The sequence below is a fragment of the Streptomyces exfoliatus genome, assembly GCF_000725545.1.
GTDB classification, from domain to species: domain Bacteria; phylum Actinomycetota; class Actinomycetes; order Streptomycetales; family Streptomycetaceae; genus Streptomyces; species Streptomyces exfoliatus.
Genome location: NZ_KL647056.1, coordinates 1 through 15549, shown reverse-complemented (window position 1 = coordinate 15549; position 15549 = coordinate 1). Strand labels below are relative to the sequence as shown.

Genomic DNA, 15549 nt, shown 5'->3' with positions numbered 1-15549 from the left:
CTCACGTGAGCCCCCTCAGATGCGTGACCAGGGTCGCCGTGCAGCCCACCCCGTACGTCGTCCGGATCCGGTCCAGGAGCGACTCCCGGTGCAGCCGGTACTCCTGCGTCCCCACGTAGTCGAGGACGGTCGCGGCGACCGCGCAGCCCAGCTGCGCCGCGCACCGCTCCGGCACGCCCCACAGCGTCCCGGCGAGGAACCCGGCCCGGAACGCGTCCCCGACCCCGGTCGGGTCGACGACGGCCGGCACCTCCAGGGCGGGCACCGCGAGCGGCTCCCGGCCCTCGCCGCGGATGCGGACGCCCGCCTCGCCGTGGGTGGTGACCCAGGTCCCGACCCGGCGCAGCACCTCCGCCTCCGTCCAGCCCGACTTCTCCAGGAGCAGCGCCGTCTCGTACTCGTTGGTGAACAGGAACCTGGCCCCGTCCACCAGCTCCCGCACCTGCCCGCCGTCGAGCCGCGCGAGCTGCTGCGACGGATCGGCGGCGAAGGGGATCCCGAGGTCGCGGCAGGTGCGGGTGTGCCGGAGCATCGCCTCGGGGTCGTCCGGGGAGACCAGGACCAGTTCAAGGCGGCCGGTGCGCGCGACGACGTCCCGCAGGTCGATCTCGCGCGCCTCGGCCATCGCCCCCGCGTAGAAGGTGGCGATCTGGTTCTGGGCCCGGTCGGTCGTACAGACGAACCGGGCGGTGTGCAGCGACTCGCTGACCCGCACCGAGTCGGTGTCCACACCGTGGTCCTTCAGCCAGACCCGCTCGAAGTCGGCGCCGACCGCGCCCACGAGGGCGGGACGCAGGCCGAGGACACCGAGTCCGAAGGCGATGTTCGCTGCCACTCCGCCACGCCTGACCTCCAGGTTGTCGGCGAGGAACGACAGGGAGACCCGGTCGAGCCGGTCGGCGAGCAGCTGCTCGCTGAACCAGCCGGGGAAGGTCATCAGATGGTCGGTCGCGATGGACCCCGTGACAGCGATACGCATGTCAGGCCCCCGCTGCCTTCTTCAGGGCCTCCACGCGGTCCGTGCGCTCCCACGTGAACTCGGGGAGCTCACGGCCGAAGTGGCCGTACGCCGCCGTCTTCGCGTAGATGGGCCGCTTGAGGTCCAGGTCGCGGATGATCGCCGCGGGCCGCAGGTCGAAGACCTCGCTCACGGCCGCCTGGATCTTCTCGTCCGGGAGGGTGCCGGTGCCGAAGGTCTCCACGAAGAGACCGACCGGCTCGGCCTTGCCGATCGCGTACGCCACCTGCACCTCGCAGCGGCGGGCGAGACCGGCCGCGACGACGTTCTTCGCGACCCAGCGCATCGCGTACGCCGCCGAGCGGTCCACCTTCGACGGGTCCTTGCCGGAGAAGGCGCCTCCGCCGTGCCGGGCCATCCCGCCGTACGTGTCGATGATGATCTTCCGGCCGGTGAGTCCCGCGTCGCCCATCGGGCCACCGACCTCGAAGCGCCCGGTCGGGTTCACCAGGAGCCGGTAGCCGTCGGACTCCAGGCTGACGCCCTCCTCGACCAGCTCCTTGAGGACGTGCTCGACGACGTACTCGCGCACGTCCGGGGTGAGCAGGCCCTCGACGGAGATGTCGGCGGCGTGCTGCGACGACACCACCACCGTGTCGAGGCGGACCGGGCGGTCCCCGTCGTACTCGATGGTGACCTGCGTCTTGCCGTCGGGCCGCAGGTACGGCACGGTGCCGCATCTGCGGACCTCGGTCAGCCGGCGCGAGAGCCGGTGGGCGAGCGCGATCGGCAGCGGCATCAGCTCGGCCGTGTCGTCGCAGGCGTAGCCGAACATCAGGCCCTGGTCGCCGGCGCCCTGGGCGTCGAGCTCGTCGCCCGCGCCCTCGACCCGGGACTCGTACGCCGTGTCGACACCCTGCGCGATGTCCGGCGACTGCGCGCCGATGGACACCGAGACGCCGCAGGAGGCGCCGTCGAAGCCCTTCGCGGAGGAGTCGTAGCCGATGTCGAGGACGGCCTCGCGCACCAGCTTCGCTATCGGCGCGTACGCCGTGGTGGTGACCTCGCCGGCGATGTGCACGAGACCGGTGGTGATCAGGGTCTCGACGGCGACCCGCGAGGACGGGTCCTCGGCGAGGAGCGCGTCGAGGATGGTGTCGCTGATCCGGTCGGCGATCTTGTCGGGGTGTCCCTCGGTCACCGACTCCGAGGTGAAGAGGCGGCGGCTCATGCCTGGACCTCCACCTGGGCCTGCGCCCCGGCCTCGAAGAAGTGCTGCTCGATGGCGCCGAGGGTGCGGATGGACTCGACCTCCAGGGTCTCCATCTGGATGGCGGTGCCGCTCTCCTGCTCCAGCAGGAAGACGAACTCGACGAAGGACAGCGAGTCGATGAGCCGGTTCTCGATCAGGTCGAGGTCGGAGGCGATGTCCTCGCGCTCCGGGTGACGCTCGAGGATCCAGTTCTTCACCGTCTGCAGGCCGTCGGCCATGGTTGCTCTCCTTTTGCTGCTACTGGATGGGGGTTGCGGGGGCGATGATCGGGGCGGCCACCGCCACCGCGTAGTCCACGTCGTGGCTGATCGACACGGTGATCTCGGTGATGCCGGACTCCGCGGCCATCTCGGCGGCGGACCGGTGCAGCTCCACGAGCGGCCAGCCGCCCTCGGAGCGCCGCACCACGATGTCCGGCCAGGGCAGGAACCTGCCCCTGACCCGTAAGGTCTTGAAGGCCGCCTCCTTGGCCGCGATCCGCCCGCACAGGCTCAGTACGTCGAGCCCGGAGGAGGTGCGGCAGTCGGCGAGCTCGCCGGGGGTGAGCATCCGCTCGAAGAACTGCTCCCCGTACTGGGCGAGGAGCCTGCGGACACGGTTGACGGACACGATGTCCATGCCGAGGTTCGCCCACCCCAGGCCGCCCGCCGGCGGGGCGGCGGGACGGGCCGGCACGTCAGATCACCGGCCCGGCCGCGCCACTCGCATCGGCCCGCATGCGGGCGTTCGCGTCGAGCACCGCCCGGCGGGCGGACTCCCAGCTGCCATGGCGCCGGGTCAGTGCGGACAGCCATCGCTCCAGGCCGAAGGCGACACAGCTGGTGAAGGCCGGGCCGCCGGTGGACTCCAGGGTGATGTCACAGCGGTCGCCGAAGAAGTTCCGGTGCGTGTTGACCGAGGCGATGGCCAGGTCCTCGTACAGGAACTCGTGCTTCACCGGGGTGAGCCGCTGGAGGAGCGCCTTCGAGCCGCCCTTGTCGAAGAACGGGTCGCAGGCGGCCTCCTTGTGCAGCGGCAGGTCGAGCGCCGCGGCGAAGGCGTGGATGCGGGCGGTGAAGTCGGCGAGGTGCGTCTCGGCGTGCTCACGGCCGCCGATGGCGACGATCTCGCGCATCCGGAAGCCGAGCTGACGCCGCATGCCCTCGTAGTGGGTCTCCTTGCGGAAGCACCAGGAGCAGATCGTGACGAGGGTGTCGTCGGCGACCTGGGTGCCCTGGTGGTCGAGGTAGACGGCGTAACAGGACGCGGAGGGCAGTCCGAGCGCCGCCGGTTCGAGCGCGGCGGCGGGCCAGTGCCCCTGCTCGCCGTCGAAGGGCGCGGTGACGCGCCCCTCCAGGTCGAGCGGGGCGGCGAGGACGGCCTGGTGCGGGAAGTTGTCGTAGTAGTCGAGCTTCGCCAGGTCGGCGGCCGGCAGGAGCGGGGGCATGGTCATCGGGCGGGCGCCCGCGGTCACTCCCCAGCTCTCGAAGGTGTCGTCGAGGAGCCGCAGCAGGCGGGTCCCCTCCGGGCCGAGCGAGGGCAGGCCCCTCGCCTGCCCCTGGGCTGCCCCGACGGTCGCGGGGGTCGTCACGGTCATGGTGGCTTCACCTCTCGGGTGGGAGGTCTCGGGCCTGGCTGACAGGCCCCGGGAGCGCGCTCAGACGACGGGCAGGGTGTCGTCGGAGAAGATCCCGGTCTTCAGGAAGAAGGAGAGCGGCTTGCGGATCGCCTTGCGCTCGTGGGCGCGGCGGTTCGGGTCGGCGACCAGCGCGTTGCGCAGGGCCAGCGGGTCGGGGATGCCGGCGTCGCGGTACACGTGGGGGTTGTAGAGCGAGTTGGTGCTGTAGACGACGTACCGCTTGAGGTACGCCTCGACCTCGCGGACCCGCTCGGCTCCGACCGCCTGGCACATCCGGCCGTACAGGAGGGAGACCAGCTCGCGCCCGAAGGCGATGTGGCGGGACTCGTCCTGGTGGTGGATGCGGTTGACCTCGCGGATGGTGTGGCAGAGGGAGTCGTCCTTCGCCATCCGGGAGTTGTAGTGGTCGACGAGCTCCTCGAAGAAGAGGATGCGGGTGAAGACGAGGAAGTTCTCGACCTCGGGTTCCCAGGCCGCGTCGGCGCGCATGGCGGTGGAGCCGTAGATCTTGTGGCCGTAGCGGCGGCAGAACTCGGAGAAGAACCACATGTGTTCGTTCTCCTCACCGATGAAGTGGTGGAAGAAGTCCGAGGGGACCTCGAAGCCGGGCATGTGGATGCGGCCGACGACCTCGATGAGCAGCTCGCGGATGCCGTGCACGTTCAGGCTGTAGAAGTTGATGGACTCCCACTTCGACAGGCGCTGAAGCGTTTCTTCCCCGAGGGTGTCGTAGTGCTCGGTGCCGTAGACGGTGAGCAGTTCCGGCGTCATCCAGAAGCAGTTCTCCTCCAGCGTCTCGGGCCACTGGAAGGTCTGGTACGGGTTGTAGTAGTCCTCGACGGAGCGCTCGCTGAGCCGCTCCAGGACCTCCATGAACCGGTCGGTCACGGGCAGGGGGGCGGTCACGCCCATGGTCGTGGCTCCTCTTTTATTGGGGCTCGGTTCGCCGGCGCGGGGGGACCGGGCCCCGGTGGCTTCAGGGACGGACTTCGTAGACCGCGTTCACCGGGGTCTCCGTCGCGCGCCGCCAGCGGGTGAAGCCGGCCTCCTCCGCGATGGCCCGGAAGGCCTTCTCGCCGGAGTGGTTGCCCAGCGCGTGCGGGCCGCGCTGGGCGACCGCGACGGGCAGGCACATCACGGCGGACAGGGCCATGAACATGCGGGCCGCGGGCGTCTGGGCGTCGACGTCCTGCGGGGAGACGTTCGACTCGACGAGCATCCAGGTGCCGTCCGCGTCGAGCGACTTGTGGACGTGCTGCGCGGCGGCGACGGGGTCGCCCATGTCGTGCAGGGCGTTGAAGAAGCACACCAGGTCGTAGCCGGAGCCCGGGTAGTCGTCGGCCGAGGCGACCTCGAAGACGACCCGGTCGGAGAGACCGGCCTCCTCGGCGAGCTCCCGCGCGATGGAGATGGCCTCCTCCGAGTAGTCGAAGCCGTGCACGGTGGCCTGCGGGAAGGCCTTCGCGATGAGGAGGGTGGTGTGGCCGACACCGCAGCCGACGTCGGCGACCGTGCCGCCAGCGGCGAGCTTGTCGGTGACCTGGTGGAGGGCGGGCAGCCAGTCCGGGACGAGCTTGTGCTCGTACGTCGGCTGGAAGAAGGAGCCCATGCCGGTGTCGAGGGCCGCGTCGTGCTCGGCCCAGCCGACGCCGTCACCGGTGCGGTACGCCTCGACGAGCAGGTCCTCGGTGGCGTACAGCGCCTTGAGGGCGGTGAAGAACCCGGCGGCGTACGTGACGGCCTTGGGGTCGGCGAGCACCTCGACGTGGTCGGCGGGAAGCGTGTACGTGAGGGAGCTGGGGTGCCGCTCGACGTACCCGGCGGAGAGCTGGGCGTGCAGCCACTCCTCGATGTACCGCTCGCTGGTGCCGGTCTTCTCGGCGAGCTGCGCGGCGGTCAGGGGGCCGTCGGCCGCGAGCGCCTTGTACAGGCCGAGGCGCTCGCCGAGGGCGACGGTCAGGCCGCGGACGGCCGCGCCCGCGTCGGTGATGACCCTCTGGTGGAAGTCGTGGGCGCTCATGCCGCCGCCTCCTGTCGATGGGTGGGCAGGTCGCACGTACTGGGCTGACCCGGGGGACGACCCCCGGATCCCCGGTGGGCGGTCACGCGGCCACCCCCGAGTCGGCACCGGTCGCACCCGGCAGGTCGCACGTGAAGAGGAACGAGCGGGGCACGCGGGGGACGTTCCTGGCCGGCACCGGGTAGGGCCAGCGGTCGAAGTCGGCGCCCGGTTCACCGGGCTGCCTGACCTCCCGTACGTCCCAGCCGCAGTCGGCGAGCAGCGCCTCGGGCTCCTCCGTGCCGAAGAGCCACGGGTTGCCGTCCTCCTTGAGCGCGCTCATGAAGGTGCGGGCGAGCGGGTTCTCCAGGGCGGACTTCGAGATGACGTCGCCGAGCAGCACGGAGCCGGGGGCGGCGTGCGCGGAGAGCGTGGAGATGAGGGTCCGTACGGCCTGCTCGGGCAGGAAGAACAGCAGGCCCTCGACGACCCACAGGACGGGTTCCTCGCTCTTCCAGCCCGCCTCCTTGAGGGGGCCGGTCCAGTCCTGGGTGAGGTCGACGGGGACGGTGGTCCGGGTGCGGCCGGCGGGCTGCGGCTCGTCCTTCAGCATCTCGGCCTTGGCCTCCAGGAGGGCCGGGCGGTCGAGCTCGTAGACGGTGACGCCGTCGGGCCAGGGCAGCCGGAAGAAGCGGGTGTCCATGCCGGCGGCGAGGAAGACGACCTGGCGGATGCCCCGCTCCTCCACGGCCCGGACGATCGCCCGGTCGAGGTAGGTGGTGCGGATGGCGAGGAACGGCACGATGCCGCCGCCGTCGTAGCGGTCGAGCAGCTCGAAGCCGATCTCGTCGGCGACGGTGCGCGCGTAGGGATCGGCGAACAGCCGGTCCTCGCGCTCGGTCTCCAGGGCGCGCGCGGCGGCGGTCCACTGGGCGGTGCGGGATACGGCCTCCACAGGAGGTCCCCCTTCGGTTTGGTTTCCGGTGATACGGACGGCCGTGTTCAGGGGCCTGACGGAAGGACGGTTCCGTCAGGCGCTCATGACCGGGACACAGGTCTTGGCCGGTCGCGCGCACGCGACGGGGTCCTCGGCCGCGGGCATCGACGACAGATGGTCGGCCTCGGAGTCGGCGGGGCGCCGGCGGAAGATGCTGTGCAGGATCATGCTGAACACGGCCGTCCCGTCTGCGGCCACGAGCGTGCACCGCGGTTTGACGGTGCCGGTGGCGGGATTGAACGGCGACGGGGTGGAGCCCAGGATCTCGACGCGCGCGGTGAGGACGTCGCCCGGGCGGACGGGCCGCAGGTAGCGGACCTCGTCGATGCCGGGCGAGCCCATGCAGGCGCTGTAGGCGAGCAGTCCGTCGACGTAGCGGCGCATGAACATCGCCTGGGTGTGGAACCCGCTCGCGATCAGGCCGCGGAACTGTGACCGCTCCGCGCGCGCGGGGTCCGTGTGGAAGGGCTGCGGGTCGAAGCGCCTGCCGAACTCCAGCACCTCCTCCGTCGTGACGGTGACGGTGCCCAGCTCGTGGACGTCGCCGGGCCGGAAGTCCTCGAAGTAGCGCATCGCGCGCCCCCCTTGACCTAGGAGTGGTGTTTCCCTGGCAGCCCCCAATCTACGAATCAACCATTTATTTTGTCAACCCAAAAGAAGCCTGAACTACGTCCGGGAGAGGGCCTGTTCGGCGTCACGCCACAGGTCTTCGAGGCCCTCGATGCCGACGGACATCCGCACGAGCCCCGGGGCGATCCCGGCGGCGGCGAGCGCCGCCCCGTCCAGCTCCCGGTGGGAGGTGGACGCCGGATGCGTCACGAGCGTCTCCACCCCGCCGAGGGAGAGCGCGAGCCGGGCCACCCGTACACGCTCGATGAAGGCCCGGCCGGCCTCCCGGCCGCCCGCGAGCTCGAAGGAGAGCAGCCCGCCACCGCCCGACAGCACCTTCCGGGCGACGGCGTACGAGGGGTGGCCCGCGAGCCAGGGGTAGTGGACGGCCGTGACGCCCGCGTGGCCTTCGAGCCGCTCGGCGAGGGCGGCGGCGTTGGCGCAGTGCTCCCGCATCCGCAGCGGCAGCGTGGCCATCCCGCGCAGCGTCAGCCAGGCCGCGAACGGGTCGGCACAGGCGCCCAGTTCGACCGTGCGGGGCCAGACGCGGCGGCGCAGCTCGTCGTCCGCGAACACCGCGGCGCCGCCGAGGACGTCCGAGTGCCCTGAGAGGTACTTGGTCGTCGAGTGGACGACGATGTCGGCGCCGAGTTCGAGGGGGCGGCAGAGGACGGGCGAGGCGAGCGAGTTGTCGACGACGCTCGTCACCCCGAGCGCGCGGGCGGCGGCGAGCAGCCCCGGCAGGTCGGGCACCTGGCCGGTCGGGTTGGCGATGGTCTCCAGGAGCAGCAGGCGGGTCGCGGGGTGCACGGCGGCGGCCTCGACCTCGGCCGGGTCGTCGCCCGATATCCGTACGACCTCGATCCCGTACCGCTCGGCAAGGTCCGACAGGACGGCGTGGCTGCCCCCGTACAGGCAGCGCTGGGCCACCACCCGGTCGCCGGGGCGCAGGAGGGCGAGCAGCACCCCGCTGATGGCCCCCATGCCCGAGGCGAAGGCGATGGCGCCGGCGCCTTGCTCGAGCCCGGCGAGGGTCTGTTCCAGGGCCCGTACGGTCGGGTTGCCGCGGCGGCTGTAGACGTACTGCCCGTCGGGCCCCGCCATGGCCTCGGCCAGTTCGGCGGCGGAGTCGAAGGCGAAGGCGGAGGACTGCACGAGGGGCACGGAGAGCGGCCAACTCCCCCCTTGGAAGGGCTCGTTGAAGACGTGCACGGCGCGGGTGTTCAGTTCCATGGCGTTCCTTCCCTGATACGGAAAAGGGGCCGCCCGACGTCCGGCGACGGACATCGGGCGGCCCCTGGGGATGCTCCCGGACGCTGGGCGACGGGGCGGCGGGGCGGTTCAGGCGGAGACCTTCTCGCCCTGCGGTGCCGGGGCGGCGGCCTCGGCGGCGACGGCCTTGTCGCTCTTCATGACGAGCAGGGTGATCACACCGCCGAGGGCGGCGACGACGGCGGCGCCGATGAAGGCGGCCGAGAAACCGTCCGTCAGCTTCGGCAGGTTGCCGAGCTGGTCGGCGCCCTGGGACATGGCGACGGCGGTCAGCGCGGCGAGACCGAGGGCGGAGCCCACGTTGTACGTGGTGTTGACGATGCCGGAGGCGAGACCGGCCTGCTCCTGCGGGGCGCCGGACATGGCGGCGATCATCGCCGGGATGTAGGCGAGGGACATGCCGAGCGCGGCGACGAGCGAGGCCGGCAGGACGTCGACGAGGAAGCTGCCGGTCGGCGGGACGGCGGCGAGCCAGACCAGTCCTGCGGCGAGGACGAGCAGGCCACCCGCGATGAGCGGCTTGGCGCCGACCTTCATCATCAGCCGGGAGGTGATGGCCGTCATGAAGATCATGAGGAGCACGGTCATCGGGAGCAGCGCGGCTCCGGACTCGAAGGCGCCGAAGCCGAGGACCTGCTGCAGGTACAGGTTGAGGAAGTACCACATCGGGATCCAGGCGGCACCGAGCAGCGTCATGGCCAGGTTGGCGGAGCCGAGGCGCGGGACCCGCCAGACGCTGAGCGGCATGAGCGGCTCGCTGATGCTCTTCTGGATCACGAAGAAGAGGCCGAGGAGGACGGCGGCGCCGATCAGCTGGAGGATCGTGCCGGTGGAGCCCCAGCCGACCTCGGGGGCGCGGACCACGGCGAAGACGGCGAGCGCGAGGCCGGCGGTGACGGCGACGGCGCCGAGGATGTCGACGGAGCCGCGGCGGGACTCGACGTTCGGGAGCAGCTTGGTGGCGGCGAGGGTGGCGAGGCCGATCGGGATGTAGATGATGAAGACCCACTGCCAGCTCATCCACTCGGTGAAGACACCGCCGAGGAAGACGCCCGCGGTACCGCCGGCGGGTGCGGCGGCGCCGTAGAGCGCCATCGCCTTGCCGAGCTCCTTCGGGTCGTGCATGAAAAGCATCATCAGCAGGGTCATGGCGGAGGGCGCGATGAGCGCACCGCCGACGCCCTGGACGGCGCGGCCGACGATCTCGACCCAGGCGGTCTGCGCGGCGGCGGCCACGACGGAGCCGGCGATCATGACGGCCCAGCCGGAGACGAAGATCTTGCGGGCTCCGACGAGGTCGGAGAGGCGTCCGCCGAGGAGCAGCAGACCGCCGAAGACGATCACGTAGGCGTTGAAGATCCACTGGAGCTCGCTCTGCGAGAAGCCCAGGTCCTTCTGCATCTCGGGGAGTGCGACTCCGATGATCGAGGTGTCCATGATGACCATGAACTGTGCGGCGGCGAGCACGACAAGTGCCCACCAGCGCCGGGGATTGACGGTTGACATTGCCCTGACCCTTCGCTCGCGACGAACCCCGAGGCGAACCCGGGGCATACCCCTAGGGGGTACCTGTGCGGTGCACCGTAGCATACCCATGGGGGGTATGTAAGAGCGAGGTGAGGACACCACCGACGACGCGGGAGAAGCACCCCTTCCGCCCCACCCGGCGGGCAGAATGCCCCCATGACCGCAGACCAGGACCCCGCACTCCTCCAGCGCTGGAACGCCACCCTGCTCGCCGCCCGCTCCGGCCGCGAGGGCCCCGACCCCACCCCGTACGGCCGGAACCTGCTGTCCCGCTGGGCCGAGCCCCAGCGCCGCTACCACACGGTCGACCACCTGCGGGCGGTCCTCCACCGCATCGACGAACTGACCGACCAGGGCGGCGAGGGCGGCGAGTTGGAGCTCGTCCGACTGGCCGCCTGGTTCCACGACGCGGTCTACCGCCCGGACCGCTCGGAGAACGAGGAACGCTCGGCGGTCCTGGCCGAAAGAGCCCTCACCGAGGCCGGGCTCACCCCGCACGAGGTCGCGGAGGTGGCCCGCCTGGTCCGCCTCACCGTCACCCACGACCCCGACCCAGGCGACCTGAACGGCGAGACCCTCTGCGACGCCGACCTCGCCATCCTCGCCACCGCCCCCGATACCTACAGGGGGTATACGGAGGCGATCCGCGAGGAATACGCCTTCGTCCCCGAGGAAGCCTTCCGCGAGGGCCGCGCCGCCGTCCTCCGCCACCTCCTCTCCCTCCCCCGGCTCTTCCACACCCCGTACGGGGCGGCGGCCTGGGAGGAGACGGCACGGGAGAACATGGAGAGGGAACTGAAGGAGCTGACGGCGCCGCCGGCCTGAGACGGCCGAGCCCAAAATCGCTACTTCCCCTACCGGCGCCCTTGTTAGCCTCCAGCACGCATGGCCCGTGATCACCAGCCGTGCACGCCATGAGGGGGAGGGACGCTTTGTTCAGGCAGAAGTCCGATCGGACAAGACCCACCGGAAGACGGCCGTACACGGGGTGGGGCACGGTGGTCGCGATGGCCGCGGTCGTCACCTCCCTGCCCGGCACCGCACACGCGGCGGAGAACCTGCCGCCGGCACAACCGCTCGTCCAGGATCTGCAGACGAACTTCAAGGCCTGCGCCACCGGCGACGCGCCCGCGTACGTGGCGACGGCACCCGTCGTCACGGCCGTGCTGCACGACCCGGAGGAGGACAACCAGCCCGCCGAGGCCAACACGGTCGCGGGCGAGTTCGAGGCCTGGTGGACGGACGCGGCCGGAGTCGAGCAGCGCCGCACCCACGCCTCGTACCCACTGTCCTCCGGAGCCGCCCAGCGCTGGCAGCTCCCGTCGGACGTCCCGGCGGACACCGTCGTCTCGTGGCACGTCCGCGCGAACGACGGCACCGCGGTCTCCGCGTGGAGCTCCGAGGCCACGGGGGCGGCCTGCCGGTTCGTGATCGACCGGGTGAGCCCGGAGAAGCCGGTCGTCACCTCGGAGGAGTACCCGGAACAGCAGTACCGGGACGGCGTCGGCGTCTACGGCTCCTTCGTCGTGGACTCCCCGTCGCCCGACGTCGTCGCGTACGAGTACGGCTTCGTCGGCGGCCCCTACGCGACCGCCCGTCCCGACGAGCCCGGCGGCGCCGCGACCATCCGCTTCCTGCCGCAGAAGTCCGGCCCGGACTACCTGAGCGTCCGGGCCGTCGACCGGGCCGGACGCGTCAGCACGAACGCCACGCACTGGTTCTTCGTGAACTCCGGTCGCGCCCCCGTCGCGCACTGGAAGCTGGCCGACCCCGCCGGATCCACGAGCGCCGCCGCCGAGACGGGCACGGCCGCCCGGGCCGGCACCGGCGTCACCTTCGGCCGCCCCGCGCCCGCCCGCACCTCCCTCACCGCCACGGCCGCGCTCGACGGCGGCGTCCAGGGCTTCCTCACCACGAACGCCCCGGCCGTCGACACCGGAAAGACCTTCGCCGTCAGCGCCTGGGTCCGCCCCGCGCGGACCGACCGCACCATGACGGTCGCGAGCCAGGACACCGCCGACGGCAACGCCTTCACCCTCGGCCTGCGCGCGGAGGACTCCGGCGCCGCCTGGTCCTTCACCCTCGGCGATGCGCAGGTGTCGGGCGGCACCCCTGAGACCGGCGAGTGGACCCACCTGCTCGGGCTCTACGACACCGAGACCGGCCGCGCCCAGCTGTACGTCGACGGGCGCGCGGCGGGCACCCCCGCCCAGGCCTCACCCGCCGTGGCGACCGGCGCGTTCCAGCTCGGCCGGGCCCTCAACGGATCCCGCTACGGTCACCACTGGCGGGGCGACATCGGCGGCGTGCAGGTCCACGACCGCGTCGTCGTCTCCGGCGAGGCGACCCGGCTCGCCCACCGGCAGCCGAAGCCGCTCGCCCACTGGGCCCTGGAGACCGCGACGGACGGCGCGAGCCCCGGGGAGCGGGACGGCGCACCGCTGCGGCTCGCCGCCGGAGCCACCCTTCACCGGGGGCCCGACGGCTCCTGCGTCCCCGACCTCGACCCCGACTGCCCGGTCGTGCCGTACGCGCTGGTCGGAGACGGTCATCTGACCCTGGACGGCGCAGGCGGTCATGCCTCCGCCGACGGGCCGGTCGTGGACACCTCGGACAGTTTCAGCATCGGCGTGGCGGTCCGCCTCGCGGACCACGAACCGGCCGGCCCGATGACCGTGCTGTCCGTGCCGGGTGAGCACACCGACGCCTTCAAGGTGCGCTACGAGCCGTCCGCCCAGGCCTGGCAGCTCGTCGTGCCGGAGCGGGACGGGCCCGGCGCGCCCGAGCGGATCGTCTCGCAGATCGTGCCGGCGGACGGCGGCGAGGGCCAGGGCCACCGTCTGGCCGTCGTGTACGACGACACGGACGACACCGTCAAGCTGTACCTCGACGGGTACACCGACGCGGAGGCGACCGCGATCGTCCCGCGGACCTGGCACGGCACCGGACCGCTGCAGGTCGGCCGCGGCCTCACCGCGGACGGCCCCGGCGAGTACCTGCACGGCGACGTGGACGAGATCCAGGCGTACGCCGGCGCACTGAGCGCCCGGGACGTCACCATGCTCGGCGGAGGAGCCGAGCCCTGCCTCTGCTGAGCAGAGGCCCCGCATGACGGCCGCCCGGTCCGGATCCGGACCGGGCGGCCTTTCCGGTCCCACATGCCGAGACGAGCCGTGCGGACGGAATGACAGGGACAAATCCCCGGTTGACGCATGTCATGCCGTCTCCCTCCGCCGATCCCGCCGAGCCCGCCCAGGCCGCCCAGCCCACCGAGTCTTCGACATCCGGGACCGGGCGCACCGCGTCAGCCGCCGAGCCACCCACCCCCGGCGCCCGCATGCCGCTGGCGGTCTACATCCTGGGGCTCTCCGTCTTCGCACTCGGCACGAGCGAGTTCATGCTGTCCGGCCTGCTCCCGCCCATCGCGGAGGACATGAACGTCTCCATCCCCCGCGCCGGCCTCCTCATCTCCGCCTTCGCGATCGGCATGGTCATCGGCGCCCCCCTCCTCGCGGTGGCGACGCTCCGGCTCCCCCGCAAGACGACCCTGATCGCCCTCATCACCGTCTTCGGCCTGGGACAGATAGCGGGCGCGCTCGCACCGAACTACGCCATCCTCTTCGCCTCGCGCATCGTGAGCGCCCTCGCCTGCGCCGGCTTCTGGGCGGTCGGCGCCGCCGTCGCCATCGCCATGGTCCCGGTGGGTTCACGCGCCCGCGCCATGGCCGTCATGATCGGCGGCCTGTCCATCGCCAACGTCCTCGGCGTCCCGGCGGGCGCGTTCCTCGGCGAGCACCTCGGCTGGCGCTCCGCGTTCTGGGCCGTCGGCGCGGCCTCCGCCATCGCGCTCGTGGGCGTGGTGACCCGCATCCCCCGCATCCCCCTCCCCCAGGAGAAGCCCCGCCTCAAGCGGGAACTGGCCATCTACCGCGACCGCCAGGTCCTCCTCTCCGTCGTCGTCACCGCACTCGCGGCAGGCGGCGTCTTCTGCGCCTTCTCCTACCTCGCCCCGCTGCTCACCGACGTCTCCGGCCTCGACAAGAGCTGGGTCTCCGGCGTCCTGGGCCTCTTCGGCATCGGCGCCGTCGTCGGTACGACGATCGGCGGCCGGGTCGCCGACGCCCACCTCTTCGGCGTGATGCTCACCGGCATCGCCGCCTCCACCGTCTTCCTGGTCGCCCTGGCCCTCTTCGCGACCAGCCCGACCGCCACGATCGTCCTCACGTTCCTCCTCGGTGTCTCCGCCTTCTACACCGCCCCGGCGCTCAACGCCCGCATGTTCAACGTCGCCGGAGCCGCCCCCACCCTCGCCGGCGCCACCACCACCGCCGCCTTCAACCTCGGCAACACGGGCGGCCCCTGGCTCGGCGGCACCGTCATCGACGCCGGCCTCGGCTTCGCCTCCACGGCCTGGGCGGGCGCGGCGATGACGGCGGTGGGCCTGGCGACGGCGGCCGTGGCCCTGAAGCTGCACAGGTCGCCGTCGCGCGTGGTGACGTCCGGCTCGCCGGTGGAAGCGGCGAGCATGCCCTCGGCCCGCTGAAACTCCGTTTACCCGGTGCCCTTCACCGCCCTACTGTGGCGCGGTGACGACTCGGATGATCATCCTCAACGGCGCCTCCAGCTCGGGCAAGTCCGGCATCGTACGGTGCCTGCAGTCCGTACTGCCCGACCCATGGCTGACGTTCGGCTGCGACTCGTTCGTCGACGCCCTGCCCGCGAGGATGCGGGACGCGGACGGCGGGATCGTGTTCGACGCGGACGGCGGGGTCAGCGTCGGTGAGGACTTCCGGACGCTGGAGGCGGCCTGGGCACAGGGCGTGGTGACGATGGCCCGCGCGGGCGCCCGGATCATCATCGACGACGTCTTCCTGGGCGGCGCGGCCTCCCAGACCCGCTGGCGCGACACCCTCGGCGACCTGCCCACCCTGTGGGTCGGCGTCCACTGCGATCCCACGGTGGCGGCGGGCCGCGAGATCGCCCGGGGCGACCGCACGCCCGGCATGGCCGCCCAGCAGGCCGGGATCGTCCACGAGGGAGTCGAGTACGACCTCACGATCGACACCACCCACACCGAGTCCCTGGCCTGCGCACGGACCATCGCGGCCCGCCTCGGCCGAACGGCCTGATCCCGCTCCGGGAGACGGCTGAGGGCCCGGCCGTGGGACGGCCGGGCCCTCGATCACTCACTCAGCTTCTCAGTACAGGCCCTTGAAGCTCTGCCAGCCGCTCGTACCGATCGTCACGCGCGCACCGTACAGACCGGTCCCGGTACCGCTGTACCGCCACAGCTTCC

At 71.8% G+C, this 15549-nt stretch carries 15 protein-coding genes; 4 read left to right on the top strand and 11 right to left on the bottom strand.

Going from position 1 to position 15549, the window contains the following annotated elements:
* Nucleotide 1 precedes the first annotated feature (1 nt).
* The 11 genes from IO20_RS0134505 to IO20_RS0134455 all read right to left on the bottom strand — a co-directional run bounded on the left by IO20_RS0134505 (nt 2) and on the right by IO20_RS0134455 (nt 10232).
* Nucleotides 2-979 (bottom strand): carbohydrate kinase family protein, encoded by a 978-nt coding sequence (locus IO20_RS0134505; RefSeq protein WP_030550222.1) that lies wholly within the window; start codon nt 977-979, stop codon nt 2-4.
* A gap of 1 nt (nt 980) precedes the next feature.
* Nucleotides 981-2189 (bottom strand): methionine adenosyltransferase, encoded by a 1209-nt coding sequence (gene metK / locus IO20_RS0134500; RefSeq protein WP_030550224.1) that lies wholly within the window; start codon nt 2187-2189, stop codon nt 981-983.
* Nucleotides 2186-2449 carry a phosphopantetheine-binding protein gene (locus tag IO20_RS0134495; RefSeq protein WP_030550226.1) on the bottom strand — a complete coding sequence of 88 codons (264 nt, stop codon included), beginning with the start codon at nt 2447-2449 and terminating at the stop codon, nt 2186-2188. Before IO20_RS0134495 ends, metK begins: the two co-directional genes overlap by 4 nt.
* A gap of 19 nt (nt 2450-2468) precedes the next feature.
* Entirely contained in the window at nt 2469-2906 is a 438-nt protein-coding gene (gene acpS / locus IO20_RS0134490; protein WP_051874473.1) for a holo-ACP synthase, read from the bottom strand.
* Between the two features lies 1 nt (nt 2907).
* Nucleotides 2908-3807, bottom strand: a complete 900-nt coding sequence (locus IO20_RS0134485; protein WP_030550230.1) for a class-II aminoacyl-tRNA synthetase family protein — start codon at nt 3805-3807, stop codon at nt 2908-2910.
* Nucleotides 3808-3867: 60 nt separating this feature from the next.
* Nucleotides 3868-4761: a diiron oxygenase gene (locus IO20_RS0134480; protein ID WP_030550232.1), complete on the bottom strand. Its 894-nt coding sequence runs from the start codon at nt 4759-4761 to the stop codon at nt 3868-3870.
* A 64-nt stretch (nt 4762-4825) separates the two neighbouring features.
* Nucleotides 4826-5869 carry a class I SAM-dependent methyltransferase gene (locus IO20_RS0134475; RefSeq protein WP_030550234.1) on the bottom strand — a complete coding sequence of 348 codons (1044 nt, stop codon included), beginning with the start codon at nt 5867-5869 and terminating at the stop codon, nt 4826-4828.
* 82 nt (nt 5870-5951) lie between these two features.
* Nucleotides 5952-6803: a class I SAM-dependent methyltransferase gene (locus IO20_RS0134470; protein WP_030550236.1), complete on the bottom strand. Its 852-nt coding sequence runs from the start codon at nt 6801-6803 to the stop codon at nt 5952-5954.
* Between the two features lie 75 nt (nt 6804-6878).
* Complete coding sequence (locus IO20_RS37360) at nt 6879-7418, bottom strand: MaoC family dehydratase (RefSeq protein ID WP_030550239.1); 540 nt, start codon at nt 7416-7418, stop codon at nt 6879-6881.
* Between the two features lie 93 nt (nt 7419-7511).
* Nucleotides 7512-8687 carry a trans-sulfuration enzyme family protein gene (locus tag IO20_RS0134460; RefSeq protein ID WP_030550241.1) on the bottom strand — a complete coding sequence of 392 codons (1176 nt, stop codon included), beginning with the start codon at nt 8685-8687 and terminating at the stop codon, nt 7512-7514.
* A gap of 108 nt (nt 8688-8795) precedes the next feature.
* On the bottom strand, nt 8796-10232 hold the full coding sequence (locus tag IO20_RS0134455) for an MFS transporter (RefSeq protein WP_030550243.1): 1437 nt from the start codon (nt 10230-10232) through the stop codon (nt 8796-8798).
* Between the two features lie 177 nt (nt 10233-10409).
* Between IO20_RS0134455 and IO20_RS0134450 the strand changes: the two genes are divergently transcribed.
* The 4 genes from IO20_RS0134450 to cpt all read left to right on the top strand — a co-directional run bounded on the left by IO20_RS0134450 (nt 10410) and on the right by cpt (nt 15382).
* Nucleotides 10410-11078, top strand: a complete 669-nt coding sequence (locus IO20_RS0134450) for an HD domain-containing protein (protein WP_030550245.1) — start codon at nt 10410-10412, stop codon at nt 11076-11078.
* A 182-nt stretch (nt 11079-11260) separates the two neighbouring features.
* Complete coding sequence (locus tag IO20_RS0134445) at nt 11261-13348, top strand: LamG domain-containing protein (protein WP_030550247.1); 2088 nt, start codon at nt 11261-11263, stop codon at nt 13346-13348.
* 242 nt (nt 13349-13590) lie between these two features.
* Complete coding sequence (locus tag IO20_RS0134440; RefSeq protein WP_030550249.1) at nt 13591-14796, top strand: Cmx/CmrA family chloramphenicol efflux MFS transporter; 1206 nt, start codon at nt 13591-13593, stop codon at nt 14794-14796.
* A gap of 55 nt (nt 14797-14851) precedes the next feature.
* Complete coding sequence (gene cpt, locus IO20_RS0134435; protein ID WP_030550251.1) at nt 14852-15382, top strand: chloramphenicol phosphotransferase CPT; 531 nt, start codon at nt 14852-14854, stop codon at nt 15380-15382.
* Nucleotides 15383-15549: the final 167 nt, after the last annotated feature.

Coding starts and splice junctions, on each gene's coding strand:
- IO20_RS0134505 (WP_030550222.1), bottom strand. CDS start 979: ATGCGTATCGCTGTCACGGGGTCCATCGCGACCGACCATCTGATGACC.
- metK (WP_030550224.1), bottom strand. CDS start 2,189: ATGAGCCGCCGCCTCTTCACCTCGGAGTCGGTGACCGAGGGACACCCC.
- IO20_RS0134495 (WP_030550226.1), bottom strand. CDS start 2,449: ATGGCCGACGGCCTGCAGACGGTGAAGAACTGGATCCTCGAGCGTCAC.
- IO20_RS0134485 (WP_030550230.1), bottom strand. CDS start 3,807: ATGACCGTGACGACCCCCGCGACCGTCGGGGCAGCCCAGGGGCAGGCG.
- IO20_RS0134480 (WP_030550232.1), bottom strand. CDS start 4,761: ATGGGCGTGACCGCCCCCCTGCCCGTGACCGACCGGTTCATGGAGGTC.
- IO20_RS0134475 (WP_030550234.1), bottom strand. CDS start 5,869: ATGAGCGCCCACGACTTCCACCAGAGGGTCATCACCGACGCGGGCGCG.
- IO20_RS37360 (WP_030550239.1), bottom strand. CDS start 7,418: ATGCGCTACTTCGAGGACTTCCGGCCCGGCGACGTCCACGAGCTGGGC.
- IO20_RS0134460 (WP_030550241.1), bottom strand. CDS start 8,687: ATGGAACTGAACACCCGCGCCGTGCACGTCTTCAACGAGCCCTTCCAA.
- IO20_RS0134455 (WP_030550243.1), bottom strand. CDS start 10,232: ATGTCAACCGTCAATCCCCGGCGCTGGTGGGCACTTGTCGTGCTCGCC.
- IO20_RS0134450 (WP_030550245.1), top strand. CDS start 10,410: ATGACCGCAGACCAGGACCCCGCACTCCTCCAGCGCTGGAACGCCACC.
- IO20_RS0134445 (WP_030550247.1), top strand. CDS start 11,261: ATGGCCGCGGTCGTCACCTCCCTGCCCGGCACCGCACACGCGGCGGAG.
- IO20_RS0134440 (WP_030550249.1), top strand. CDS start 13,591: ATGCCGCTGGCGGTCTACATCCTGGGGCTCTCCGTCTTCGCACTCGGC.
- cpt (WP_030550251.1), top strand. CDS start 14,852: ATGATCATCCTCAACGGCGCCTCCAGCTCGGGCAAGTCCGGCATCGTA.